The 23954-nt window shown below is 41.1% G+C and carries 24 protein-coding genes, 2 tRNA genes and 1 pseudogene; 16 read left to right on the top strand and 11 right to left on the bottom strand.

All coding sequences use genetic code 11. From position 1 onward, the window contains the following. Positions 1-41: 41 nt before the first annotated feature. From ACVW0P_RS03465 to ACVW0P_RS03450, 4 genes are read right to left on the bottom strand one after another with little or no spacing between them, the layout of a single operon-like run. On the bottom strand, positions 42-1613 hold the full coding sequence (locus ACVW0P_RS03465) for a S41 family peptidase (RefSeq protein WP_457130839.1): 1572 nt from the start codon (positions 1611-1613) through the stop codon (positions 42-44). Positions 1614-1673: 60 nt separating this feature from the next. Further along, positions 1674-2291 carry an HAD family hydrolase gene (locus tag ACVW0P_RS03460; protein WP_457130838.1) on the bottom strand — a complete coding sequence of 206 codons (618 nt, stop codon included), beginning with the start codon at positions 2289-2291 and terminating at the stop codon, positions 1674-1676. Beyond that, complete coding sequence (locus ACVW0P_RS03455; protein WP_457130837.1) at positions 2272-2568, bottom strand: hypothetical protein; 297 nt, start codon at positions 2566-2568, stop codon at positions 2272-2274. Before ACVW0P_RS03455 ends, ACVW0P_RS03460 begins: the two co-directional genes overlap by 20 nt. Then, entirely contained in the window at positions 2569-3228 is a 660-nt protein-coding gene (locus ACVW0P_RS03450; RefSeq protein ID WP_457130836.1) for an ABC transporter ATP-binding protein, read from the bottom strand. A gap of 162 nt (positions 3229-3390) precedes the next feature. Between ACVW0P_RS03450 and sucC the strand changes: the two are divergent. Together sucC and ACVW0P_RS03440 are read left to right on the top strand one after the other, a co-directional pair. Further along, positions 3391-4587: pseudogene (sucC, locus tag ACVW0P_RS03445) on the top strand (ADP-forming succinate--CoA ligase subunit beta); the annotation flags it as partial. Between the two features lie 247 nt (positions 4588-4834). Beyond that, positions 4835-5365 (top strand): YceI family protein, encoded by a 531-nt coding sequence (locus ACVW0P_RS03440; RefSeq protein WP_457130835.1) that lies wholly within the window; start codon positions 4835-4837, stop codon positions 5363-5365. A gap of 95 nt (positions 5366-5460) precedes the next feature. On the opposite strand, the gene ACVW0P_RS03435 is transcribed toward ACVW0P_RS03440, so the two are convergent. Continuing rightward, positions 5461-5904, bottom strand: a complete 444-nt coding sequence (locus ACVW0P_RS03435) for a type II toxin-antitoxin system RatA family toxin (protein ID WP_457130834.1) — start codon at positions 5902-5904, stop codon at positions 5461-5463. A 101-nt stretch (positions 5905-6005) separates the two neighbouring features. Between ACVW0P_RS03435 and ACVW0P_RS03430 the strand changes: the two genes are divergently transcribed. Further along, positions 6006-6626 carry an L-threonylcarbamoyladenylate synthase gene (locus ACVW0P_RS03430; protein ID WP_354431990.1) on the top strand — a complete coding sequence of 207 codons (621 nt, stop codon included), beginning with the start codon at positions 6006-6008 and terminating at the stop codon, positions 6624-6626. Between the two features lie 32 nt (positions 6627-6658). Next, positions 6659-7807 (top strand): Na+/H+ antiporter NhaA, encoded by a 1149-nt coding sequence (nhaA, locus tag ACVW0P_RS03425; protein WP_457130833.1) that lies wholly within the window; start codon positions 6659-6661, stop codon positions 7805-7807. On the opposite strand, the gene trpA is transcribed toward nhaA, so the two are convergent. Next, positions 7797-8567, bottom strand: coding sequence for a tryptophan synthase subunit alpha (gene trpA, locus ACVW0P_RS03420; RefSeq protein ID WP_457131145.1), 771 nt, complete (start codon positions 8565-8567; stop codon positions 7797-7799). The genes nhaA and trpA overlap by 11 nt on opposite strands. Positions 8568-8770: 203 nt before the next feature. Between trpA and ACVW0P_RS03415 the strand changes: the two genes are divergently transcribed. The 3 genes from ACVW0P_RS03415 to lepB all read left to right on the top strand — a co-directional run bounded on the left by ACVW0P_RS03415 (position 8771) and on the right by lepB (position 11779). After that, a complete protein-coding gene (locus ACVW0P_RS03415; protein WP_457130832.1) occupies positions 8771-10267 on the top strand; it encodes a sodium:solute symporter in 1497 nt (498 codons plus the stop codon). Positions 10268-10360: 93 nt separating this feature from the next. Then, positions 10361-11068, top strand: a complete 708-nt coding sequence (locus ACVW0P_RS03410; protein ID WP_354431987.1) for an LOG family protein — start codon at positions 10361-10363, stop codon at positions 11066-11068. A 45-nt stretch (positions 11069-11113) separates the two neighbouring features. Further along, entirely contained in the window at positions 11114-11779 is a 666-nt protein-coding gene (gene lepB, locus ACVW0P_RS03405; RefSeq protein WP_354431986.1) for a signal peptidase I, read from the top strand. Positions 11780-11852: 73 nt separating this feature from the next. Here the strand turns inward: lepB and ACVW0P_RS03400 are convergent, their stop codons facing one another. After that, complete coding sequence (locus ACVW0P_RS03400; protein WP_457130831.1) at positions 11853-13808, bottom strand: redoxin domain-containing protein; 1956 nt, start codon at positions 13806-13808, stop codon at positions 11853-11855. A 180-nt stretch (positions 13809-13988) separates the two neighbouring features. Between ACVW0P_RS03400 and ACVW0P_RS03395 the strand changes: the two genes are divergently transcribed. Beyond that, on the top strand, positions 13989-14111 hold the full coding sequence (locus ACVW0P_RS03395) for a hypothetical protein (RefSeq protein WP_457130830.1): 123 nt from the start codon (positions 13989-13991) through the stop codon (positions 14109-14111). A 10-nt stretch (positions 14112-14121) separates the two neighbouring features. After that, the gene (locus tag ACVW0P_RS03390; protein ID WP_457130829.1) at positions 14122-15387 is read left to right on the top strand and encodes a TCR/Tet family MFS transporter; all 1266 of its coding nucleotides are present in this window, start codon (positions 14122-14124) and stop codon (positions 15385-15387) included. On the opposite strand, the gene ACVW0P_RS03385 is transcribed toward ACVW0P_RS03390, so the two are convergent. Both ACVW0P_RS03385 and ACVW0P_RS03380 read right to left on the bottom strand, forming a co-directional pair. Beyond that, complete coding sequence (locus ACVW0P_RS03385; RefSeq protein ID WP_457130828.1) at positions 15371-15964, bottom strand: DUF502 domain-containing protein; 594 nt, start codon at positions 15962-15964, stop codon at positions 15371-15373. The two genes, ACVW0P_RS03390 and ACVW0P_RS03385, sit on opposite strands and share 17 nt — an antisense overlap. Positions 15965-16065: 101 nt before the next feature. Beyond that, the gene (locus tag ACVW0P_RS03380) at positions 16066-18525 is read right to left on the bottom strand and encodes a bifunctional UDP-N-acetylmuramoyl-tripeptide:D-alanyl-D-alanine ligase/alanine racemase (RefSeq protein ID WP_457130827.1); all 2460 of its coding nucleotides are present in this window, start codon (positions 18523-18525) and stop codon (positions 16066-16068) included. Between the two features lie 58 nt (positions 18526-18583). Here ACVW0P_RS03380 and ACVW0P_RS03375 point away from each other — a divergent pair, with 58 nt between their 5' ends. From ACVW0P_RS03375 to ACVW0P_RS03355, 5 genes are all read left to right on the top strand, one after another. Next, a complete protein-coding gene (locus tag ACVW0P_RS03375; protein WP_457130826.1) occupies positions 18584-19066 on the top strand; it encodes a regulatory protein RecX in 483 nt (160 codons plus the stop codon). A 112-nt stretch (positions 19067-19178) separates the two neighbouring features. Beyond that, positions 19179-19254, top strand: a tRNA-Gly gene (locus tag ACVW0P_RS03370). Between the two features lie 46 nt (positions 19255-19300). Continuing rightward, a tRNA-Leu gene (locus tag ACVW0P_RS03365) sits at positions 19301-19385 on the top strand. A gap of 147 nt (positions 19386-19532) precedes the next feature. Then, positions 19533-19796, top strand: a complete 264-nt coding sequence (locus ACVW0P_RS03360) for a helix-turn-helix domain-containing protein (protein WP_457130825.1) — start codon at positions 19533-19535, stop codon at positions 19794-19796. Positions 19797-19799: 3 nt separating this feature from the next. Continuing rightward, positions 19800-20018 carry a hypothetical protein gene (locus ACVW0P_RS03355; RefSeq protein ID WP_457130824.1) on the top strand — a complete coding sequence of 73 codons (219 nt, stop codon included), beginning with the start codon at positions 19800-19802 and terminating at the stop codon, positions 20016-20018. A 69-nt stretch (positions 20019-20087) separates the two neighbouring features. Here ACVW0P_RS03355 and ACVW0P_RS03350 read toward each other — a convergent pair whose 3' ends face one another. Both ACVW0P_RS03350 and ACVW0P_RS03345 read right to left on the bottom strand, forming a co-directional pair. Then, complete coding sequence (locus ACVW0P_RS03350; RefSeq protein ID WP_457130823.1) at positions 20088-20543, bottom strand: hypothetical protein; 456 nt, start codon at positions 20541-20543, stop codon at positions 20088-20090. A 41-nt stretch (positions 20544-20584) separates the two neighbouring features. Beyond that, on the bottom strand, positions 20585-20917 hold the full coding sequence (locus tag ACVW0P_RS03345; protein WP_457130822.1) for a DUF3892 domain-containing protein: 333 nt from the start codon (positions 20915-20917) through the stop codon (positions 20585-20587). 434 nt (positions 20918-21351) lie between these two features. Between ACVW0P_RS03345 and ACVW0P_RS03340 the strand changes: the two genes are divergently transcribed. Together ACVW0P_RS03340 and ACVW0P_RS03335 are read left to right on the top strand one after the other, a co-directional pair. Then, positions 21352-22725 carry a tyrosine-type recombinase/integrase gene (locus tag ACVW0P_RS03340; RefSeq protein WP_457130821.1) on the top strand — a complete coding sequence of 458 codons (1374 nt, stop codon included), beginning with the start codon at positions 21352-21354 and terminating at the stop codon, positions 22723-22725. Positions 22726-22878: 153 nt separating this feature from the next. Then, a complete protein-coding gene (locus ACVW0P_RS03335) occupies positions 22879-23856 on the top strand; it encodes a toprim domain-containing protein (protein WP_457130820.1) in 978 nt (325 codons plus the stop codon). The last annotated feature ends 98 nt before the right edge of the window (positions 23857-23954 follow it).

The following is a 23954-nucleotide window of genomic DNA, read 5'->3' as shown; positions in this document are numbered from 1 at the left end:
GGCCCCGATTACAACCGGGGCCTTTTCATATTTAAATGATATTATTTACGTTTAGCGTGATTGTTGTTGTAGATCATCCCTCTAAACACTTTACCTTCTGTTTTGATACCAACCTCACGAGATTGGTCAATTGAAAAGGTTTTTAAAGTGCCAAAGCTTTGAACCGCTTGGGTTGAATTAGGGTAAGCGCCGGTTTGTACATTTTTAATCGCTAAAGCAAAAAGCTTCTCGGTAGGGTCGCCAAAATCTTTGGTAACATCATCAGGTGCCAGCTTACCCGGGTAATCTGCACTACCTGGTGTCATACCGGCATAGTAACCGCCTTTACCTGCGCTGTTCTTGGTTTCAAACTGCGGGATATACATCTCGTACTTATTGATATCGATATCAAAGAAACCAACTGGTTTACCGTAGCTTGTAGTACCAATAAGGTTAACTTTCAAATCGGTGATAGGTAGTAAATTGTTTATGGCAAGCTCGCTCGCAGAAGCAGTTGAACCCGTTACAATGAAAAACACATGGCTTAAATTAAGTGATGTAGGAACTCCCGATTTAGAGAAAGGAACAGTATTATCCGCAACAGTATAACTAAAATCAAAATAGCTGTAAATTGAACCATCAGTATCCTTACGTTTTTGGTTTGCCAGCAAAGTAGCTTTATGGTCCACCATTGTTTGGTTAAAGTAGTAGCTAAACATAGTTCCGCTGGTTTTTGTAGCCGGTGCAATTAAATTACTAAGGTATTCGGCGGTTGATACATAACCACCGCCATTATAACGCAGATCAACAACTAGGTCTGTAACACCTGCAGAAGCAAATGTTGCAAATGCAGCATTTAGCTTAGGCCTTGCATTCTCATCAGACGTAAAGCTGTTAAAAACTATATACCCGATTTTTTTACCGCCACCTGCGTCTACCACAGTGCTTGTTAAAACAGGGTTTACGGTGTAAGTAGCCGTAGACATGGTAACATTAACGGTAGTTTGATCGGGCTTTTTAAGGGTTAATGTTATGTTTGATGAATTGCTGTAAGCGTTTATCAAAAAGTTAACGTTCGTGCCGCCATCGTACTTTAAAGCGTCACCAACACGCCCGTTTATAGCCGTAATTTGGTAACCTCTTTTCAGCCCGGCAACATCAGCAGGAGAACCAGGATAAACATATTTAACCCTAATATCGTCATCACCTATCCAAACTGGGGCAAAACCAAAATCTCCTTTTATACCGTTTAACTCGCCAGATACACTGCCGTCATCTATAAATGAATATTTAGCGTAACCCGGTGCCGGGGTGTAATACTCGTACGCCAAGCCCGTAGCAGGGTTTTTGCTGTACTGGGTCATCGCATCGATCTCAGTTTGTAACGCATCCAAATCATTAGCGCCGCTGAAGGCGCGTGGTTTAAAATTTGCATAAGTAGGCAAACTGGTGTTCCAGTAATAAACCTGTTGTGCATAAAGAAAAACCGAGTCCTTGCTCAAATCAAGTGTCGAGCCGGTTTTTGATGGCGCATCCGTACCATTGTCGGCACCTGGCGTAATCTTTTTATCCTTCTTACAAGATGTAATCACTATTGCGGATGACAATAGTATTAGGTAAAATAATTTCTTCATAGTTTAATTAATTATATTCGAGTAAACGGTATTATTATTTTAATATTATATAAATCGCAATTATATTATTTCACCGGCATGTATGTGGTCAATCCCGCAAGCTTCGGCACATAAAACATCTGTGGTTGAGCCGGCTATCATTAACAGATCGCGGCGTTCTAAACTGTGTTCCTCCATTAATAAATGCAATACATCCGGCTCGGGTTTTGGTAGGCTTTCATCGGCAAAATAACATGTTAAATAAGGTTCTAATCCGTGCCACTCTATCTGCCTTAACTTATTAAGCTGTTGTTGCGGGTTGCCGTTTGTAACTATAAATAGCTTTTTACGGTCAGTAACAACTTCCTGCATAAAGCTAAGCATATTTTTAAACAACAGCAATTTCAAAGGCAATCGCGATGTTAACAGCATTATCTCCAGTTTATCGCGATATTTCTCTTCTATATTAAGCTGCGCCACAAGCTCGTTGTAAACCTCCCCTGCCCCTTTCTTATTATACGTATCTATCATCAACTCGGTTGTCTTGGCAGCACTATTTAATTCGGTGTACTCCAATAGGTTGGCAAAAAGGTAGTAGATCTGGTAATAATAATCTTTTGCGGGATAAAGCACATCGTCAAGATCAAATATGAATGCTTTTTTGCGCGGGTCGATATCGTTATGAGTAATCACTGCCATTAATAATATTGATATTGTATTCGTTAAAAAGCTGTTCGGAGTGCACAAGCACCTCTGCTTCCTGCTTGTTTAGCAGGTAAAGGGTATCAAAGTTATTATCCAAACTAAGTGTAAGCATTTCATGCGCGTAGGTATCGCCCGCGGGGTTGGGCAGTTTAATAATCCCCATAAACGCGGGAAAGTCGTGAAAATCGCCCAAAACAACCTCATCATTTACAAATGTGGTTTTAAGCTTGTGCGCTTGCGCGGATGTAGCAGATGTGATAAGTACTTTCAATTATAGATTATTTACAATTAAACCGTCTTTCATTAATATCGTACGGTCGCTCATGTCAGATAAATGCTGGTTGTGGGTAACAATCACAAAGGTCTGCTTAAAATCGTTGCGGAGTTTAATGAAAAGTTCGTGCAATTCCAGCGCATTCTTTGAATCGAGGTTACCCGATGGTTCGTCGGCAAATATCAAAGCGGGGTCATTGATCAGTGCGCGGGCTACCGCCACACGCTGCTGTTCGCCGCCAGATAGCTCTGCAGGCTTGTGGGTGACCCTATTACCAAGGCCAAGCATTTGTAACAACTCCGTACCTTTCTTTTCGGCATCGGCACGCGGCATCCCCGCTATAAATGCAGGGATACATACATTTTCCAGCGCGTTAAACTCCACCAGTAAATGATGGAACTGGAAAATAAAACCTATTTTTTGGTTACGGAACGCGCTAAGGTTTTTGTTATTAAGCTTGCTTACCTCAACATCATCTATAAATAACTGCCCGCTATCGGGATTATCTAAAGTACCCAGGATATTAAGCAGCGAGCTTTTACCGGCACCGGATGCGCCCACTATGGTTACAATTTCGCCGCGTTTAACTTCAAGGTCTACCCCTTTTAGAATGTGCAGGTTACCGTATGATTTATTAATAGATAGTGCCTTTAGCATTTTACAAATGTAAAATTAGTATCAGGTAGTTAGTAGCAAGTATCAAGATTTTTTAAGAAGATTTTAAGTTTGACAATATTATTAAAAAAACGTATTGATACTTGATACCCGTTACTTGATACTAACCAACAAAATAGTAGCTTTACCGCAAATTCTTCAAATAACATGAACATTCACGAATATCAGGGCAAAGCGATACTTAAAAGCTTTGGCGTAAGAGTACAAGAAGGCATAGTTGCAGAAACACCTGAAGAGGCTGTTGCTGCTGCTCAGAAAATGAAGGAAGACTTTGGGTCGGACTGGACAGTTATAAAAGCACAGATACACGCAGGTGGCCGCGGTAAAGGCGGTGGTGTAAAAGTAGCCAAGAACGCAGATCAGGTTAATGAAATTGCAGGCAATATCATAGGTATGCAATTGGTAACCCCGCAAACCGGCCCCGAAGGTAAACTTGTTAAAAAAGTTTTGGTTGCGCAGGATGTTTACTACCCCGGCGAAAGCGAAGTAAAAGAATATTATATAAGTGTATTGCTTGACCGTGCTAAAGGCCGCAACATTATCATGTACAGTACCGAAGGTGGTATGGACATTGAAGAAGTGGCGCACTCTACACCCGAGCTGATACACAAAGAAGAGATTGATCCTAAGGTTGGTTTGCAAGGTTTCCAGGCGCGTAAGATCGCGTTTAACCTGGGCCTGTCTGGCGATGCCTTTAAGGATATGGTGAAATTTATCACTGCTTTATATAAGGCTTATGATGCTACCGATTCTTCTCAGTTTGAAATTAACCCGGTACTTAAAACATCTGACAATAAAATTTTAGCGGTTGATGCTAAAGTAAACATTGATGATAACGCTTTATACCGCCACCCGGATTACGCGGCGATGCGCGATACTGATGAGGAAGACCCTACAGAAGTTGAAGCAAGCAAAAGTAACCTTAACTATGTAAAGCTTGACGGTAACGTTGGTTGTATGGTTAACGGTGCCGGTTTAGCTATGGCTACCATGGATATCATTAAAATTGCCGGTGGTGAGCCTGCTAACTTTCTGGACGTTGGCGGAACAGCTAACGCGGCAACAGTCAAGGCCGGTTTTAACATCATCCTTTCTGACCCTAATGTTAAAGCTATCCTTATCAATATCTTTGGTGGTATTGTTCGTTGCGACCGTGTTGCACAGGGTGTAATTGATGCTTACCACGAAATTGGCAACATCCCTGTACCTATCATTGTGCGTTTACAAGGTACAAACGCTGCAGAGGCAAAAGAACTGATCGATAACTCTGGTTTAAAAGTATTCTCGGCTATCTTATTAAAAGAAGCTGCAGACCGGGTTAAAGAAGTGTTGGCACTTTAGTAGTGATTCGAGTCCCGATTGCCAATGGGGAAGTTGATCTGCATACATATTAAGGGAACCAAATGGTTCCCTTTTTTTTGTTTGTATCAAACTGTTATATCATAATTTAAACAAACAATCGCCCTCCCATATAGTTGCTTAGGGACTATGTCTGTGTATTGTAATACTTTTAAAAGACAATAGATGTTTAAACATCTATTGTTATATTTGTATCATTATTAAAGCAAAACAAAAAAAACTAAATATCATGGCAACAACTAAATGGGTTTTAGACCCAATGCACTCAGAAGTTCAATTCAAAGTAAAACACTTAGTAATATCAACGGTAACAGGATCTTTCAAAACATTTGAAGGCGTGTTAGAAACAGAAAGCGAGGACTTTAGTGGTGCTTCTGTTGAGTTTTCTTTAGATGTTAACAGCATCGATACTACCCAACCACAACGCGATGAACACTTAAAAAGCGCTGAATTTTTCGACGCGGCAAGCTTCCCAAAGATCAGCTTCAAATCAACGTCTTTTACTAAAGACGGCGACGACTATAAATTAGCAGGCAACCTTACTATTAAAGATGTAACCAAACCGGTAACATTTGCAGTAGAGCATGGTGGTATAGCAGGTGATTTTTACGGCAACACCAAAGCAGGTTTTGAAGTAACCGGCAAAATAAACCGTAAAGAATTTGGCCTTACCTGGGATGGTGTAACCGAAGCAGGTTCCATAGTAGTAGGCGAAGACATTAAACTGATAGCTAACATCCAGTTTGCCAAGCAAGCATAATTAGTTGATTGGTGACTGGTTGATTAGAGATTTTTACTAAACGGACAAGTATAAGACAGAAAGCCACCTAAGATATTGGGTGGCTTTTTTCGTGCTCATACCTCCAGGTTTCTCTTTAGGTCGAGCAAGCGTTGTTTGACATTGTTTTGCAGGTTGCGTGTAACGATACCGGCGAACAAATTAAACGGAAACCTAAGCGAAAACGAGTAAAGGAATATTACTTCGGTTTGTGCGGGCGTTATTTCCTTAAATGTCCACGACCCTAAAAATGCGCTAAACATATATGGCCCTTTAGTCATTTTTATGGCGGTAGCTTTTGAGCGATTAAAAGACACGTATTCAGTTTCCATACCGAGGCCATTTTTGGCTACACACCATGCCCTTACGCCTACCCCTGCTTCTGTTGCCCCGTTTATCAATTCGGCCTTTTTAAGAAACGTGTCCCATCTTAGCCTGTTGCCATAATCCTGTGTAAAATCAAAAGCAACCTGTTGCGATGTGTTAATGATGATACTTTCGGTGAATTTGATGTTTTTCATTTGTGGTTAAATAACCAATCGCAAGGTATATAATTAACCAATCAACAACAATTGGGCGGCATTATTGTCTTCAATAAAAGCGGTATATTTGCTTTATAATTATGCTAATACGAATTTACCCCGAAAACCCGAACGAAAAAGCTATTGAGCAGGCAGCTGATATATTGCGCAAAGGCGGCATCATCATATACCCTACAGATACGGTTTACGGTTTGGGTTGTGATATAACCAACCAAAAAGCTATCGAACGGATTTGCAAGATCAGGAACATCAAGCCGGACAAGGCCAACTTTTCGTTCATCTGTTACGATCTTAGCCATATATCAGACTACATCAAACCTATTGATAACTCAACGTTTCGGGTGCTTAAAAAAGCTTTACCCGGACCGTTCACTTTTATATTTAATGCCAGCCACGCGGTACCAAAATTACTGAGCAGCAATAAAAAAACGGTAGGTATCCGTGTGCCTGATAATAATATTGCCCGCGCAATTGTAAAAGCCCTGGGTAACCCTATCCTATCAACATCTATCCATGACGAGGATGAGATCATCGAATACTCTACCGACCCGGAACTGATCCACGAGAAGTATGAGGAATTGGTTGACCTGGTAGTAGATGGCGGTTATGGCGAAAATATACCATCAACCGTGGTAGACTGTACAAACGGCGATTTCGAGGTGATTCGTGAAGGTAAAGGCGACCTGCAAGAATATTTATAATCCCTATCTTCACGTTTTAAGCAAACAATATCGTGGCCGGTAACCTTAAACAATTCGCAGAATTTATCCGCTCCTATGCTACAGGTGGCGTCATACTTGTAACCTGCGTTATTATTTCATTGATAATTGCAAATACAGCCTTACACACACCCTTCACTCATTTTTTGGATAATCATATCGGCCCTTACAGCAGGCTAACCTGGATAAACGACGGGCTGATGGCTATATTTTTCCTTCTGGTTGGTTTAGAGATCAAGGACGAAGTTTTAAACGGCGAGTTGTCCGACAGGCAATCAGCTACCCTACCCATTTTTGCAGCACTTGGCGGGATGCTTGTCCCGGCGGGCATCTATGCTTTAGTTAATTACAATACAACAACCAGCGCGGGCTGGGGCATCCCCATGGCTACAGATATTGCTTTTGTGGTCGCTATCATAAGTGTTATTAAATCTCGCGTGCCACAATCCTTACAGGTATTTATTAAAGCGCTTGCTATAGTGGATGACCTTGGGGCGATCCTGGTTATAGCAATCTTTTATTCGGCGGGGTTGCATACAACCTATTTACTACTGGCCTTGGGCATGTTTTTTTTGCAGATGCTTTTCAATCGGTTTAACGTGCGCTACCTTTTGGCTTATATCATCCCCGGCGTGTTCATGTGGTATTTTATCCATCACTCGGGCATCCATGCAACAGTAGCAGGCGTATTAACCGCAATGGCTATCCCGCACAATGTAAAGCTCGATTATTCACCTTTAAAGAAAATGATCCACCTACTGGAGAACCCGGTCAATTTTCTTATCATACCCATATTCGCGTTAGCTAATTCTAACATCAATATCAGCGAAAGCCTGGCGGGTGGTAACATTATCAGCCCGCTATCCCTGGGCATTTTATTAGGATTAATACTGGGCAAACCGATAGGTATTACCCTGTTTAGCTGGCTGGCTGTAAAATTAAAATTATCTAAACTGGCCAATGGTGTTAAGTGGATGCAGGTTTGGGGGATTGGTCAACTTGCGGGCATCGGTTTCACCATGTCGATATTTTTGGCGCTGTTATCCTTTACAGATAGCACTTTGCATAACCAGGCTAAGCTTACGATATTGATCAGTTCGATGTTGGCAGCGGCAGTAGGTTACGCTATCCTTATCCGCATAAAGCAGAACCCTACCCCTTAATTCCTTTTATAAACGCGGGGATCTTATCCATGTAGCCATCCTCGCCCAAAAGTTTTACAAACGCGCTACCTACAATGGCACCGTTTGCGTACTCGCAAGCTTTATTAAAGGATCTGTTATCTGAAATGCCGAAACCAATAATGGCAGGGTTGTTTAACGTCATTGCTTTTATACGCTTGTAATACTCTTCGATACTATCGGTCAATTGCAAACTGCCACCGGTTATCGATGACGATGACAGCAGGTAAATAAAACTATTGCTCAGACTATCTATCTTACGGATGCGTTCTTCTGATGTTTGTGGTGTAACCAAAAAAATATTACTTAGGCCGTTGTCTTCAAAGTGATTGCTGTACAGCATCTCGTACTCGTACATCGGCAGGTCAGGAACGATTATGCCATCAACTCCAACTGCCGCGGCTGCGTTGCAAAAACGTTCTACACCGTATTGTACTATCGGGTTTATGTAACCCATCAGTAAAACTGGGATGCTTACCCGGTTGCGCAGGTCTTTCAATTGCTCAAACAGTATATTAAGGTTCATGCCATTATCCAAGGCTGTTTGTGAGCTATGCTGAATAGTTGGCCCATCTGCAACAGGATCAGAATATGGGAACCCTATCTCCAGGAAATCTGCACCGGCTTTTTCCAACGCTTCGGCAATATCAACGGTAGTGTTTAACTCCGGGTAACCGGCGGTAAAATATATCGATAGCAGGTTCTCTTTCTTGGTAGCAAAAAGTTGGTTCAGTCGGTTCATTGGGGCGGTTGGGTTAGCCATATCTATTCCCTGCATGCATTAATTGGCAGGTATTTGCAAAAATATCTTTATTAAATATCTTTTCAGCTATAAATAACAGATTTAAGAGCGTTTTCATTCATACACGTTCTTGTTTCATATAACTTAAACCCCTACTTTAGAGCTATCCTGCTTTGGCAGGCTTGCATTTAAACCTAAAGAATATGTCGCCCGCAATATTACTCTCATTTATAATCGGTTACTTTTTAGTGCTACTGGTAATATCATACCTAACCTCCAAAAAATCATCAGATAACGAAACCTTCTTTGTTGCTAACCGTAACTCCAAGTGGTATTTAGTTGCCTTCGGGATGATAGGCACGGCGCTTAGCGGGGTAACGTTTATATCTGTACCGGGCAAGGTTGGCGCAGCAAGCGGTGATCAGTTCGCGTATTTCCAGTTTGTTTTGGGTAACGCGGCAGGCTTTCTTATTATCGCCACAGTGCTGCTCCCGCTATATTACCGCTTAAAACTCACATCCATTTATAGCTATATTGAGCAGGCTTTAGGTACCTGGAGCTATAAAACCGCGGCGGGTATTTTCCTGTTAAGCCGTACAATCGGTTCGTCATTCAGGTTATACCTGGTGGTTATCGTACTGCAAAAATTTATCTTCGATAGTTATGGGGTGCCCTTTGCCGTTACGGTGATGATATGTTTGGTGCTGATATGGTCGTACACGTTCAAGGGCGGCTTAAAAACGATCATTATAACCGATAGCCTGCAAACCCTGTTCCTGGTATCATCGGTGTTCCTGTCTATCTATTTCATATGCGATAGCCTGCACTACAGCATATTCCAAGCTGCGGAAGCTATCAAAAATAGCAGCTATTCCAAGATTTTTTTCTTTGACGATTTCATGGGCAGCCACTTCCACCTCAGCAAACAATTCCTTGGAGGCATGTTCATCACCATTGGTATGACAGGCCTTGATCAGGACCTTATGCAGAAAAACCTGAGTCTCAAAAATATTAAAGAAGCGCAGAAAAATATGTTCAGTTTTACCGCGGTTTTCGTGGTGATAAACATCTTCTTTTTAAGCGTAGGCGCGCTGCTTTATATGTACGCGCAACGTAATGGCATCAGCGTAGCAAAAACCGATTACTTATACCCTACCATCGCCTTACAATACCTGGGGATTATACCAGCTATGGTGTTTATGCTTGGCTTAACCGCTGCTACCTTTGCCACTACAGATTCGGCGCTTACCGCATTAACCACATCGTTCTGTGTCGATTTCCTGAACTTCAATAAACGTGGAGACGTCAACAGTAAGAAAATGGTGAACGTACGCCACTATGTACACGTGGCATTTTCGGGCTTGATGTTCCTAACTATTATAGCATTCAATGCCCTTAACAATGATGCAGTGGTGACTGCCATATTCAAAGTAGCATCATACACTTACGGGCCATTACTCGGCCTTTACAGCTTCGGTTTATTTATGAGTAAATGGCAGGTAAAGGATAAATTAGTGCCATTCATTTGTTTGATATCTCCCGCAGTTTGCTACTTCCTCAGCACAGAGTCAAAAGTGTTACTGGGCGGCTATGTTTTCGATAACGAACTCATCATTGTAAACGGTTTAATTACATTTGTGGGGTTGTGGATCTCTTCGAGTCCGAAAGTCGTGAAGACCGAAAGTCGGCAAGTAGCTTAAACCGCACATTATAAAACCTTAAATAAAATTTATTGTAATATTATTACACTTCCGGACTTCCCGATTCATCGGACTTCGGACTAATTTACTAACATGACTGGTGAAGATAAAATAAGAGAAGCATTTGAAAATAAAAATTGGCAGGAAATTAAAGTAACCGATTCCTGGCAGATCTTTAAAATTATGGCCGAGTTTGTCGACGGCTTCGAGAAACTGGCCAAAATAGGCCCGTGTGTGTCCATCTTTGGATCGGCACGCACCCATAATGATAACCCTTACTATAAATTGGCAGAAGATGCCGCACGCCTCCTTACCGAGCGTGGCTATGGTGTAATATCCGGCGGTGGCCCGGGTATTATGGAAGCTGCCAACAAAGGCGCTTACGAGGCTGGTGGCAAATCGGTAGGTTTAAATATCGAGCTGCCGTTTGAGCAATTCCATAACAAGTATATAGACAGAGATAAGATCCTGGAGTTTGATTACTTCTTTATCCGTAAAGTAATGTTCATGAAATACTCGCAGGGCTTCATTATCCTGCCGGGTGGTTTTGGCACCATGGACGAATCTTTTGAAGCCATTACGCTAATACAAACCGGTAAGATCGCCCGCTTTCCTATTGTATTTGTCGGGGTAGATTATTGGGGAGGCCTGTTTAAATGGGTAGAAGAAAAGATGCTTGCCAACGAGCATAACATCAGCGCCGATGACCTTAACCTTTACCGCGTAGTTGATACTGCCGAAGAAGCTGCCGAGCATATCTTCCGTTTCTATGATAAATATGTACTGAAACCGAATTTTTAACAAACGCCAATCCCCGAAAGGGGATTTTTTTATTACATTCCCTTCATGAAAAAAACATGGAACATTATAGCGATCGTTGCTTTTTCGCTTGTTTGCCTGTGGTATTTATTAAAGGTAACCTTTGTTTTTGCTATTTATCAAATACCAAGTGATGCTAATAAGCCTGCCATAAAACCAGGTGATAAGATATACGTATCGCGTTTTGCAAAACCTGAGTTTAATAAGTTTTTATGTTTCGAAAAAAAAGGCGTTCCGTTGTCGGTATTCAGGTGCGTTGGCATGCCAAACGATATCATTGAAATTAGGTTGGGCGTGTTATACAGAAACGGGAAACAGTTATACGAACCTAAAATATGGAATGAATACCTTATAAATAAAAAAATGTTAACCAGTATTTTAGGTTATGTAAAAACCAATGGCTACGATCTATACGAAGTTAACGATAGTATCTCCAGGATCGCGATATCTAAAAGTGAGTTACAGGGTTTCAAGTTAAAGCTGCAACAATATGTGGTATCTAAAGACTCCGTCAACGAAATGATCTCGAAGGCTTATCCGGGTACTGGTTACAATGAAGATAATTTTGGCCCGCTAAAAATACCTGCAAACAATTATTTTGTACTTGGTGATGACAGGCACAACGCTGCTGATTCCCGCTACTTTGGCCTTGTAAATGAAACTGAAATAAAAGCAACCGTTATAAATAAATAAATAAATAAGGGCTATAACTAAAAAAGGCGCACGGGAATATCCGAAGCGCCTTTTTACTATATACAGTTTAGCTTTATTTAAGCATAGATACTTTTGGTGCGTTTGCAACTGCATCCGGGTTAGAGGTAAGTTCAACCATGTTGGTTACCTCGTCAAGCACCGCTTCTGCCGAGCCTGAATAACCCACATACTTAAACCTGATATTACCATCTTTATCAATAACGAACTTAGTTGGGATACCCAAAACCTTAAAGTCAGAAACTACTTTAGCCTGTTTGCCGCTGCTATCCTTTTCATCCATTAACACATGAAAGGTATATTTATTGTCGGCTATAAATTTCTTAACTCCAGGCAGGTAATTGTCGCCGGTTTCCCATGTATCAATAAACAGGAACTTTACGTTGGGGTTATCTTTAAATTTATTAACCGCCATTTGCATGCCCGGGAATGATGCTTTACAAGGGCCGCACCAGGTAGCCCAAAAATCCACAATAACCACTTTGCCTTTTAGGCTTGCCAAGGATACTTCCTTCCCGTCAAAATCCTTTAACGCGAAGGCAGGCGCCGGTGTATTTATCATTTCTTTAACAAGTTTTGCCCTGCCCGCGTCGTTCTTTTGTTTATACATGCCGGCGACGTATTCTTCATACCCCGCGTTGCTGCCTTTTACTTTAGTGTATGCAATGGCCAGTTGAGCCTTTAAAATTTCTGAACCTTTACCTGCAAGGATAGATTTCTCTACAATCTCCTTTGTTTTTGCATATTGGCCATTTGCGTTTAATATCAACGCGTAATGCTCATTAATTTCTGCATCCTGGTATTTCATACCATCATATACTTCGCTCTGCACCTTTAATGCCTCAGGGAATTTACCTTGCTTAAACAGGATAAATGCATAGGTATCGGCAATTCCCCCGTAGGTTGCCCGGTTATTCTCAGCGACTTGTTTAGCAGTCATGTACATACCGGCCTCAGCATTTTTAAAATCATCATTTAAAATATCTAAAGATTGTTTGGATAATACCGCTGCTTCTTCCAAATGTTCGCCTTTTTCTGCCCAGGCCCATGCGGCACTGTTTAACGCATTAGCTAATTGCGATTTGGTTTTCACCTTCGCTGCCCATTCGTTATATTTAGCGGTATTCCCGGCATTAAGGTAAGCTGCTGCAATTTGCATCCTGAAATTATCCTGAACTGTATTTTTTTCATTCTTCTCCGGATATTTAGCAATATACGCCGAATATAATTCCGCTTTCTTAGCAGCATCTTGCTCCTTATTGATGACCATGCCTGCGGCATTCTGCGCGGCTTCTCCATTCGGGAATTTCGTGATGATAACGGCGTTCAATGAATCAAAAGTAGCTTTATTTCTCAATCTGCTGTAAATTCCGGATGCCATCATCATATCTTTCTCATTACCACTTTTTGACCACGCAGCAATTTTTTCTTTCACTAATTTTTGGCTGGCGTCGTCCTTCAAACCCGCTACCATGCTCACATAGCTTACACCAAAGTCTTTTTCGCTTTGCGGATATAGCTCAAATTCTTTTTTATAAAGAGTAAGCGCTTCCGGTGCATCGGTTTTTAATTTAGTGAAGTAGTTGCCCATACCACTACCCACAAGATAGGCGTTCATAGCATAAGCGCCGGCAACAGGCTTTTCGCTATTATCAGTAACCAGGTATACGTAACCTTTTTCAACATTATCATCTATCGCTTCGCCGCTGCTTAGCTTAACAAACAAAGTTTTAGTATCTGCAGGTACCGTAAACTCCCCTTTCAAATCTGCACCACTTTTTGTTAAAGCTGCATCAGCAGCTGGGTTGCGCTTATTATCTAAAAAGTAAACGGTTGCCTTTATGTCCTGCTTACCATCGAGCGGGGTGCCGGCAGGGTTATAAGTAAAACGGATCTTCTGGCCAACAGATGGGGTTTCGTCAGATAGTTTTAAATGTGCCGATGTTTGCGCGAACGTGCTGTGCATCAGCAAAGCACAGGGTAATGTGAGGATAAGGTTAAGTGTTTTCATGGTATAACTAAATTTTTAGTCAATTTAAGGATTTAGTTATATTACTTCCAAATATTATCTAATAATTAATAGCGAGTTTTAAATTATTAGTTGTTATTTTACGGGAATGGACTTGCTTACCCAACCCCCAAAAAAGGCCGCACTGAGCTTTATATTTGTTACCCTATTTATATACCGGGCATGCCTTACTTTATAGCATCGGCCTTAATGCTTACAGGGGCGATACTTGCCGTAAGAAGTTTTAGAAAAGAGAAACAAACTACTGATAATTCATCTTATAACAGCGGCGCAAATAATCGCTGATACTCAACTTATGGACGAACCCGTAGTACAACACGGCAAAGCTGCTTTAGGATTTATCTTCATAACGATATTTATCGATGTGCTTGGCCTGGGTATTATAATTCCTATTTTGCCTAAACTACTGGAGGAACTTGGCCACGTTGATATCAGTATGGCCAGCCAGTACAGCGGGTGGCTTACGTTTACTTACGCATCTATGCAGTTTCTGTTCGCACCGGTTTTGGGTAATTTGAGCGATATGATCGGCCGCAGGCCCGTGTTGCTATTCTCACTGTTCGGTTTCGGTATCGATTATTTGTTTATGGCCTTCGCCCCTACCATTGCCTGGCTTTTTATAGGGCGGTTGATAGCGGGTATTGCAGGCGCAAGCACCACAACTGCAACGGCTTACATTGCCGACATTAGCAGCGGCGAAAAACGGGCCACTAACTTTGGATTGATAGGCGCGGCAACCGGGCTTGGTTTTATATTAGGCATTGGGCTTGGAGGCTTTTTAGGCAATTACTGGATAAAGCTGCCGTTCATCGTAGCCGCCGGATTGGCTTTGTTAAACGCGCTTTACGGCTATTTTGTACTGCCCGAATCTTTATCTCTTAGAAATCGCCGCAGGTTTGAATGGAAACGTTCTAATCCGGTTGGCTCATTGTTGCGCCTTCGTAAATACTCAATGGCGATAAGCACGTTGATAACCGCCTATACCATTGTCTACATCGGCCAAAAAGCTATTGAAGGGGTATTGCCGTTTTATCTGATAGAAAAATTCCAGTGGACTTTACCAAGTATCAGTGCCCTGGGAATCTTTATAGGTTTGCTGATAGCGGCCATACAGGGTGGTTTTGTACGATGGACGATCCCTAAATTTGGGATGCGAAAAAATATAATGGCGGGGATAACCTTTTATGGTATCGGTTTGGTATTTATTGCGTTTAACAATGTAGGCTGGCTGATGTATATCTATATGATCCCCTATTGCCTGGGCGGTATAGGTGGTACGGCTTTGCAAGGTTTTATTTCGGATAAGGTCCCTTCAAATGAACAAGGCGAATTACAGGGCGCATTGGCCAGTTTGGTAAGCCTGACCACCATTATTGGCCCGCTGATGATGACCACGCTGTTTCACCATTTTACCATCAAAGGTGGTTCGGTTTATTTCCCCGGCGCTCCATTTTTATTGGGTGCCATCCTGATGTTTATCGCCATAATTTTAACTATTCGCAGCTTTAAAAAGAAAGACCCAAAGCTGTTACCGCAAAACGCCTCTACTCCAGCCCACTAACCCCGCCCGAGATCACAAATTTCATCACTTCGGCAGCGCTTCGGTTTATCGGCTTTATTTTGTCTACGGAAACAATTACTACCTGCCCTGCAAACGAGTACGACATGGGGAAGTAAACAGCAACTTCGCCCGGCAAGCCAAGCGCTTTCATGTCCTTTTGTACCAGGAAGCCTATTTTTTTCAGTCCAAATTCATTTACCTCTACCAAAACGGGTTCGTTAAATTTCTTTTCTTCGCCTACAAAAGCTTCGGTAAGATCTTTTATGGATGAATAAAGGAACTTGAATAATGGGACGCGATTAAGCCATCGCATAACCCATTTTTTAATGGGGTCGGTAATTACATTAGTAACCAATATACCGGCGATCAGTATAATAACAATAACCGTTAAGATACCTAAACCAGGTATATATAGTGGCTTCCCCTGTGCATCTACCAATATTTCGGTACTTAGGTTTAGCCCCGTATCTATCCGCGATACAACCCAAAACATCAGGAAAAATGCAGCGCCAAGCGGCACCACAATTAACAGCCCTTTTACAAAATAATTAAGCAGCGCACCGAATAATCTCTTCATTCTTTAATTAGCCATTTTGTGTCCTGATAACTATCGGGAGAGTGAATGAGTGATTTCAAAGGTGTTTTTATCTGCACATCTAAACCATCAAATTTGCACATCTATTCGTAAAAGTACACTCTTTTTACGCGTTGCGAAATGTTTGTTAGTATTTCATAAGGGATGGTGCCTATTTGCTGGGCAAGGTCTTCTATCCTTTGCTGTTGATTAAACACAATAACTTCGTCGCCTTCTTTAACTTCTACGTTGCTTACATCAAGCATACACATATCCATGGTGATGTTGCCTACAGTCGGCACCAGGGTACCGTTCACCAGCATTTTGCCAACACCATTACCAAAGGCACGCACGTAACCATCAGCGTAACCTATGCGCACCGTGGCAATTTTACCATCGTCCTTTAAACTGCCACTACGGTTGTAGCTAACGGTTTCCGCAGCGGGTACCCTCTTAACCTGCGATACGGTAGTTTTTAAAGTAGCCACGGGTTGTAAACCGCTTTCTCCGCGTGGTACAGCCGCATCTACCCCGTACAGGCCAATGCCAAGCCTTACCATATCGTAACGCGCGTTTGGCCAGCGACTGATGCCGGATGTATTGCTAATGTGTTTGATAACGGAATAGCCCAAGGCCTCTTCTATCTGCTTATAAGCCGTCTCGAAGATCTGGATCTGCTGCATGGTAAACATATCGTGCAGCTCATTGTCGCTCGCTACAAAATGCGAGTAAACGGATTGTACACGGATGTACGGGTTTATCTCCAGCAGGTCGCACAGCGCTTCCACTTCAAAGGCTTCGAAACCTACCCTGTGCATGCCGCTATCTATTTTTAGGTGGATGGGGTAGTTCAGCACGTCCTCTTCCTGCGCAAATTTTACAAACTCGTCCAGTAAGGTAAAACTATATATGGCAGGCTCTAACTTATTGACTACCATTTTATCATAAGCCAAAGGCTCGGGGTTAAGCACCATAATAGGCAATGTTATGCCAGTTTCGCGAAGTGCGATACCTTCGTCCGTATAAGCTACGGCCAAATAATCTACTTTGTTGTATTGCAGCATGTTAGCTACCTCAAAAGTACCACTCCCATACGAAAAAGCTTTTACCATCGCCATGATCTTTACTCCCGGTTCCAACTTTGCTTTGTAAAAGTTGAGGTTGCTAAGTAAGGTATTTAGGTTTATCTCCAATACTGTTTCATGTGCTTTTTGTACCAGCGCACGGCTTATTTTCTCAAATTCGAAACTGCGCGAGCCTTTGATCAGAATGGTTTCTTCGTGCAGGTGCAGTTTACTCAGATCTTTCAACAACGACGATGTATCGGCATAAAAATGAATTTGAGGAACGTTAAAAAGCGATTTATGCTCCTGTAAAAACGTGCCCACGCCTATAAAACGGTCTACCTGTTTGCCGTTTATCATCTGAGCAACCTGTTTGTACAATGCCTCCTGCTGCAAACCTGATTGATAAATATCGGACAGGATCAATGTTCTCTTTTGATGTTGGTTTTGCTGGTTTAAAAAGTTAAGCGCGATCTCCAAAGATTGAATATCTGAGTTGTACGAATCATCAATAATAGAGCAATCATTTATGCCATGTTTTAATTCCAGGCGCATGCTTACAGGAGCAAGGCGCTCGATACGTTCGTCCGCATCTTCTGGGCTATAATCCATGGCCAGCATGGTGGCCCAGCAAACTATAGTATTCTCTATTGATGCCTCATCGCGAAAAGGCACCAGGCATTCTATCTCCTGTTCTTTGTAGATGGCCCGCATATAATATTTGCCTTGTATAGTGGTTTCGCTGAACACGTAAAGGTCGGCAAGATTAAATTTGCGGCTCCACGCAAAACACTCTCGGCTTTTTAGGTCCTCCCGGTGATCAAGCAAGGCTTCGTAATTGTATATTATCTGCTTGCATTCTTTAAATAGTTTAAGCTTTTCGGTTAGCTTGTCTTCGGGTGTTTCAAAGCCCTCATCGTGCGCGGTGCCAATGTGGGTAAGCACGCCGATGGTAGGCTGAATAATCATTTCCAATTTATCCATTTCGCCGGACACGGAGATGCCTGCCTCAAAAATACCCAGGTTATGCGTTTCGTTAATTTGCCATACAGAAAGCGGCACCCCAATTTGCGAGTTATAACTTTTTGGGTTGCGCACAATACTTCTCTCGGGATTCATGAGTTGGTAAAGCCACTCCTTCACAATGGTTTTGCCATTGCTACCGGTGATACCAATGACATCCAAACTAAACTGTTTACGGTGATAAGCGGCAAGCGCCTGTAGAGCCTTCAATACATCTGCCACTACCAGGAAATTGGCATCTGGCATAATAGTATCGGGTTGGTGGTTCACTACAAAATTACGGACGCCGGCAGTGTAGGTATCAGCAATAAATTCGTGCCCGTCGCGCCGCCCGGGCAATGCAAAAAACAAAGAGCAATCGGGGTTGTTTACCCGCCGGCTATCGGTAAGCAACACACTTATGGTAGCATCGCCAACAATGTCCCCGGTGGCATTTGTAATTTGTTTTATATCGTTTATAGTGTACGAATTTTGCATGACACGAATTTGCTTATATTTATATGAATAGAAGAATTTTTGACGATTTTTGGTTTTAATGGACGCCCCTAAAAAAGTAAAAATTACCGACGTAAATGTAGCCATGAAAAAGGCCGAACATTACTGCGCTTACCAGGAGCGGTCGCAGCAGGAAGTGCGCAACAAACTTTACGATCTGGGGTTGTGGACGGATGCGGTGGAGAACATCATCACCCGTTTGATAGAAGAGAATTATCTAAATGAAGAACGCTTTGCCAAAGCCTATACAAAAGGTAAGTTTAACCAAAAGGGCTGGGGCAGAATAAAGATAAAGCAGGGACTGAAACAGAAAAATGTATCGCCCGTGTTGATAAAAAAGGCGCTTTTGCAAATAGACGCCAGCGATTATATGGATACCCTAACGCGTTTGATAGAAAAAAAAGTAGCTACGTTGGCAGAGAAAGACCCGTACAAACGCAGGTATAAACTGCAGCAGTACGCTTTAAGCCGCGGTTTTGAAACAGACCTAACTGCTGAAGTTTTGAAAAACAGCGAGTTATAAAAAACTTTTAAAAAACTTTAAATATTACTTGCAGAACGTTCATTTCTGTCTATATTTGCACTCCCGCAAACGCAGTAAGGCTTTAGCTGAATGCCAAGTTGGAAATACCAATGCGAAAGTAGCTCAGTTGGTAGAGCACGACCTTGCCAAGGTCGGGGTCGCGAGTTCGAATCTCGTCTTTCGCTCCAATCCCTTCCTTACCGGAGGGATTTATTGTTAAAAGGTTAATCGCCTGCTCAGATGGTGGAACTGGTAGACACGCAGGACTTAAAATCCTGTTCCCGTTAAAGGAGTGCGGGTTCGATTCCCGCTCTGAGTACTTGAAAATGAGGCAGTTAGGCGAAAGACACTAACTGCCTTTTTCTTTTGGGTGAAACATTGGTGAAACATTCGTTTCCTGTTCCCAAACATCATTTTAATATCTCCCCTATTCTTATATCTTTGTTGATAACTAAATCTATTTACAGTGGAAGTTATCTGCATTCAGGAAGATGCTTATTTTGATTTACTCAAGAAATCATACGAGTACATTAAAACCCTGCATAACATTAAAGAAGAAAAATGGATATTACCCGACAAGGCAATGGAAATGCTCGGCGTGAAAACAACAAAGCTTCAAGAGTTACGCGATAACGGCGAAATTGAAATCTCCCAGCCCACCAAAAAAGTAATCCTTTATAACATTGACAGCATACGCGAGTATCTAAACAAACACGCCCGTAAAAGCTAAACCATGGCAACAGATGAACAAATAGCAACCGCTTTTAACGCCGCATATAACATGCAGCAAACTGACCCCGCTATGGTAGAAAAATTAATCTCGACCGATAACAAGGATAACGAAATAATGCAAGCTGTAGTCGCAGGCATGCAACAAGCTCAACGCGAGAAAATCATTGAACAGCAAAGGCAAATTAAAAAACTACAGCAACAACGGAAACATCGAAGATAAATACCATACAATGGAATTTAACGGTTCCTATATTTGCGATTAATTTGTCGATTTACTATTTAAGATTAATTAGCGCCCCTTTTTTACGACCTGCCACTCTGTCTTCAAAACAGATTTCGTTGCTTTTAAAAGCTGTTCAATTTTTTGGGTAAGCATTTTCTCCAGTATTTCATCACTAAAACTTTCATCGTGGACAATATTTCTTATACTTTTCGCAATAACATTTATTTTAATGTGATCATCTTCTCCTGGGTTAAGCATTAGTTCAATTTGATATTGCATTTGAGCTAACTCCTGAAAATGAGAAAAATATGTTTTTTGATCGTCAAGATCCATCATTGCAATCATTTCAGCTTTCGCAATGTATAATGTCACGGCCTTTCGAAGTTCATCGATCCAACGTTGACGAAATTGTGTAACACCTGTTCCAACAATTTGCTTCTTTGAAATTAAGTAAGTTATGAAACCAATTATTATAGGAATTATGGCCTTTTCAACAATATCCGGAATAATATTCCAAGTCATAACTTATTTATAAAAAAGGGAATACTAATTTTCACCTATAACTAAAATGAAAAGTGATCCATCCTTATTAGATTAAGCAAATTGTCTATGACTTTATTGTCTTTATGTGTTCGCAAATACGACACATCGTTAATTTTTAAATGTCCAACATCTGCGCCTTTAACCCAACCTGCTTTTTTATAATCCCATTCCATTGTTTTTACAGTTTTCTTGGCTTTGAGAAGTTTTACAACATATTCTTTAGAAGTTTTTTCACCTTGCGAAAATCCATCATCTGTATCTTCATGTAAAAACACATGAGATACATGTGAGTTAGGGTTTTCTGATATCCAAATACCTGAAATCAGGTAATCAGCCCATTTTTCCATTTTCATTTATTTTTATGTAATTGAATTTAGCAATTTTTTTTGTTTAATCAAAATTCAAATCTTTTATATCCTCATTTAATTAGTTCAAAGGTTCGTTCTTGATTTATCTTCGAATTTTATGTTACGTTTCTTACACGCTGAAAGGCGGTAGAGGGTAATTGTGAGGGTAAAATAGGTTTTTCTAAAAAAGATGTATTTGCTTTACAAAGATTTAAAGACATTTATTCAACCCCGGTCGGGGCTACCAAATTACTATTCGCTATGCATTGTTATGCATTAAATAATTGTTTTAAAAAAGATAATTAGCGGATTGACATTTAGGAATAAATGCCTATACTTCCTATAGATCATCCAAATAAGGGTGAAAAAGGGGGTAAAATCAGCGTAGAGCATCCCTGACAGTTTCCAGTTTTTAACATCTGAATTGAAGGGAGAGCTTTATGCCTCTGAATGAATTATCCTGCAAAAATGCGAAGTCTAAACACAAACCACACAAACTTAATGACGGTGAGGGCTTATGGCTGTTCATAAATCCTAACGGAAAAAAATACTGGCGGTTTGATTATAAATTTAACGGTAAGGAAAACTCCTTATCCTTTGGTGCCTACCCTATCGTTTCACTATTAGACGCGAGAACTAAACGGCATGAAGCTAAGCTACTTTTAAGGGACGGAAGCGATCCATCGGTTGTAAAGCGCGAGGCTAAGCTTTTAGCGACATACAATGATGCCCAAACTTTTGAACTGATTTCAAGAGAGTGGCACACCACCTATATTGATAATTGGTCGTTTAAACAAGCTGCGCGAATTTTGCGCAGACTTGAAGACAATCTTTTTTTAGACTTGGGCCACTACCCAATAAACAAATTGTCCCGAAAAGTCATATTAGCGTGCTTACAAAAAGCGGCTACTCGTTCGCCGGAACTTGGTAAACGGTTACTTGGTTATTGCAAACAGATTTTTGAGTTTGCAGGTCTAACCGAGAGATTAGACAAAGATTTAACGATAGGTATAAAAGCAGCATTGCCTAAATATATTACAGACCATTTTGCTTGTATTGAATTGGAGCAATTACCTGATTTTATAAAAGCAATTTATGCGCCACCACCAGAAAATGCAAAGTTTGCAAATCAGGGATTAAAATTGGCGATGCTATTTGCTTGCCGAACGATGGAGTTATTAAATGCTGAACGTGCAGAGTTTAATCTTGACGACGGTATTTGGATTTTAAAATCAGAGCGTGTTAAAAAATCCGCAGAGCAAAGGAAACTAAAACGAGACCATCTAATACCACTGTCAAAGCAAGCTATACAAATACTTTTGGACTTGGATAGTGAACATGGCGCAAACAGAAAATACCTTTTGCCCAGCCCAACGAAAAAAAATCGCCCTGTTTCGAAAAAATTACTTTTGCCGGAACTTGAGCGATTGGGTTACAAATCTATAATGACAACTCACGGATTTAGAACTCTTTTTATGGGCGTTAGTACTGAAAAATTAAAATTCGACGTCCACATACCCGATAGGCAATTGGCGCATGTTCCAAAAGGCGAAGTGATGCGCACATATGATCGGGCCAAACATTTAGATGAGAGAATAAAGCTAATGCAGAAATATGCTGATTATCTCGACGGTCTATTACCAAAAAAACAAACAGCAACCTTAAGGAGAACAAATGCAGAACCAAGAACAAATCAAACGATTGGAAACTTTGCCACCACGTTTAACGGCTATGGATATTCAGCGCGAATTGGGTATCAAAACACAGGCTTTGCGAAACCGCTGGAAAACAGGAAACTTTCCGAAGCCACATAAAGACCTTGGCAGTAGAATTAATAGATGGTGGAAAGATGAAATCATCGAACACTACAGTAAAGCTTCAATAAAATAGCTTTTTAAAAATGTATCACGAAGCCCCAAGTTACGCCTTGGGGCTTTCTTCTTACCTTGCATTACGGAGCAACAATTATGAATATTACCGAAGCTAAACAAATTTCCATCGCATACATTGTCGAGCATCTTGGTGGCACATATTCGCATACTGATCGTACGGGCAATTTGTGGTATTTATCACCCTTTCGACCTGAAGAAAAAACCGCCTCATTTAAGATTGATACCAAAGCCAATAAATGGCATGACTTCGGGCAGCCGGGTGTCTTTACTAATAGCGGTACAAATACAAAGAGTAGCGGCGGCGATATATTAGACCTTTGGTGCGACTACTATAATAAAGACCGTCGAACATCTTTACATGAGGCATTAAAGGAATTGGAACAACTTAAGCAAGGTGGTTTTCATGGGAGAAGCTTGCATCAGGTGCAGCGCAAGGAAAAACCATTCGTACAGAATCAGCAGACGCGCTTCAAGATTTTAAAGATTTCAGATCGTATTACCCATTTTGGACTTAAAGAAGAATTAGTGCGGCGGCGCATTTCTTTTGAACTTGCGTCCTTATACTTGAAACAAGGCGAGGTAATGGACAATGAAACAAAGAAAAAATATTACGGGTTTCTATTTGGTAATGATAAATGCGGTTATGAATTTAGCGTACCGAACCCGCACAAAGACTCCAGCTTTAAAAATTGTATTGGCCAGAAAGGCATCACTTATTTTGAGCCTGCTAACGAAAAAGATAGCGCAGATGTATTTGAGGGATTTTTTGATTTTCTATCGTGGCTTGAAATCAAGAAAGTTAAGCATCCTATTAATCACACATTTGTTTTAAATTCAAATTCGCTTGCAGGTGAAGCAACCACACAAATCATAAATAAAGGCAAAGAAATTAAGTATGCTTTTTTATTTTTGGATAACGATGAAAGCGGTTTTCAAACTACGCATGCTATTGCGTTAGCTTTAGAACCGCACGGATTTGAAACGGCGAGTATGGAGGGGTTTTACAAAGATTTTAAAGATCTCAATAAATACTTTTCAAATCACAACCATTAATGTTTTGTTGCGTATAAAAAAATTTCAAAAGATTAATTAAATTGTTAATTTTAATATTTTTTAACATTACGTGCTTTTTAAACAAATCGTGGAAAAGT

This window comes from Mucilaginibacter sp. UYNi724, from assembly GCF_054057495.1.
Note: the sequence above shows the minus strand (reverse complement) of the source record. Positions and strands in the feature narration are given on the sequence as shown.

What these genes read in the sequence shown, in the direction of transcription:
- ACVW0P_RS03465 (WP_457130839.1), bottom strand. Translation starts at nt 1,613, where the DNA reads ATGAAGAAATTATTTTACCTAATACTATTGTCATCCGCAATAGTGATT.
- ACVW0P_RS03460 (WP_457130838.1), bottom strand. Translation starts at nt 2,291, where the DNA reads ATGGCAGTGATTACTCATAACGATATCGACCCGCGCAAAAAAGCATTC.
- ACVW0P_RS03450 (WP_457130836.1), bottom strand. Translation starts at nt 3,228, where the DNA reads ATGCTAAAGGCACTATCTATTAATAAATCATACGGTAACCTGCACATT.
- ACVW0P_RS03440 (WP_457130835.1), top strand. Translation starts at nt 4,835, where the DNA reads ATGGCAACAACTAAATGGGTTTTAGACCCAATGCACTCAGAAGTTCAA.
- ACVW0P_RS03435 (WP_457130834.1), bottom strand. Translation starts at nt 5,904, where the DNA reads ATGAAAAACATCAAATTCACCGAAAGTATCATCATTAACACATCGCAA.
- ACVW0P_RS03430 (WP_354431990.1), top strand. Translation starts at nt 6,006, where the DNA reads ATGCTAATACGAATTTACCCCGAAAACCCGAACGAAAAAGCTATTGAG.
- trpA (WP_457131145.1), bottom strand. Translation starts at nt 8,567, where the DNA reads ATGAACCGACTGAACCAACTTTTTGCTACCAAGAAAGAGAACCTGCTA.
- ACVW0P_RS03415 (WP_457130832.1), top strand. Translation starts at nt 8,771, where the DNA reads ATGTCGCCCGCAATATTACTCTCATTTATAATCGGTTACTTTTTAGTG.
- ACVW0P_RS03410 (WP_354431987.1), top strand. Translation starts at nt 10,361, where the DNA reads ATGACTGGTGAAGATAAAATAAGAGAAGCATTTGAAAATAAAAATTGG.
- lepB (WP_354431986.1), top strand. Translation starts at nt 11,114, where the DNA reads ATGAAAAAAACATGGAACATTATAGCGATCGTTGCTTTTTCGCTTGTT.
- ACVW0P_RS03400 (WP_457130831.1), bottom strand. Translation starts at nt 13,808, where the DNA reads ATGAAAACACTTAACCTTATCCTCACATTACCCTGTGCTTTGCTGATG.
- ACVW0P_RS03395 (WP_457130830.1), top strand. Translation starts at nt 13,989, where the DNA reads ATGCCTTACTTTATAGCATCGGCCTTAATGCTTACAGGGGCGATACTT.
- ACVW0P_RS03390 (WP_457130829.1), top strand. Translation starts at nt 14,122, where the DNA reads ATGGACGAACCCGTAGTACAACACGGCAAAGCTGCTTTAGGATTTATC.
- ACVW0P_RS03385 (WP_457130828.1), bottom strand. Translation starts at nt 15,964, where the DNA reads ATGAAGAGATTATTCGGTGCGCTGCTTAATTATTTTGTAAAAGGGCTG.
- ACVW0P_RS03380 (WP_457130827.1), bottom strand. Translation starts at nt 18,525, where the DNA reads ATGCAAAATTCGTACACTATAAACGATATAAAACAAATTACAAATGCC.
- ACVW0P_RS03375 (WP_457130826.1), top strand. Translation starts at nt 18,584, where the DNA reads ATGGACGCCCCTAAAAAAGTAAAAATTACCGACGTAAATGTAGCCATG.
- ACVW0P_RS03355 (WP_457130824.1), top strand. Translation starts at nt 19,800, where the DNA reads ATGGCAACAGATGAACAAATAGCAACCGCTTTTAACGCCGCATATAAC.
- ACVW0P_RS03350 (WP_457130823.1), bottom strand. Translation starts at nt 20,543, where the DNA reads ATGACTTGGAATATTATTCCGGATATTGTTGAAAAGGCCATAATTCCT.
- ACVW0P_RS03345 (WP_457130822.1), bottom strand. Translation starts at nt 20,917, where the DNA reads ATGAAAATGGAAAAATGGGCTGATTACCTGATTTCAGGTATTTGGATA.
- ACVW0P_RS03340 (WP_457130821.1), top strand. Translation starts at nt 21,352, where the DNA reads ATGCCTCTGAATGAATTATCCTGCAAAAATGCGAAGTCTAAACACAAA.
- ACVW0P_RS03335 (WP_457130820.1), top strand. Translation starts at nt 22,879, where the DNA reads ATGAATATTACCGAAGCTAAACAAATTTCCATCGCATACATTGTCGAG.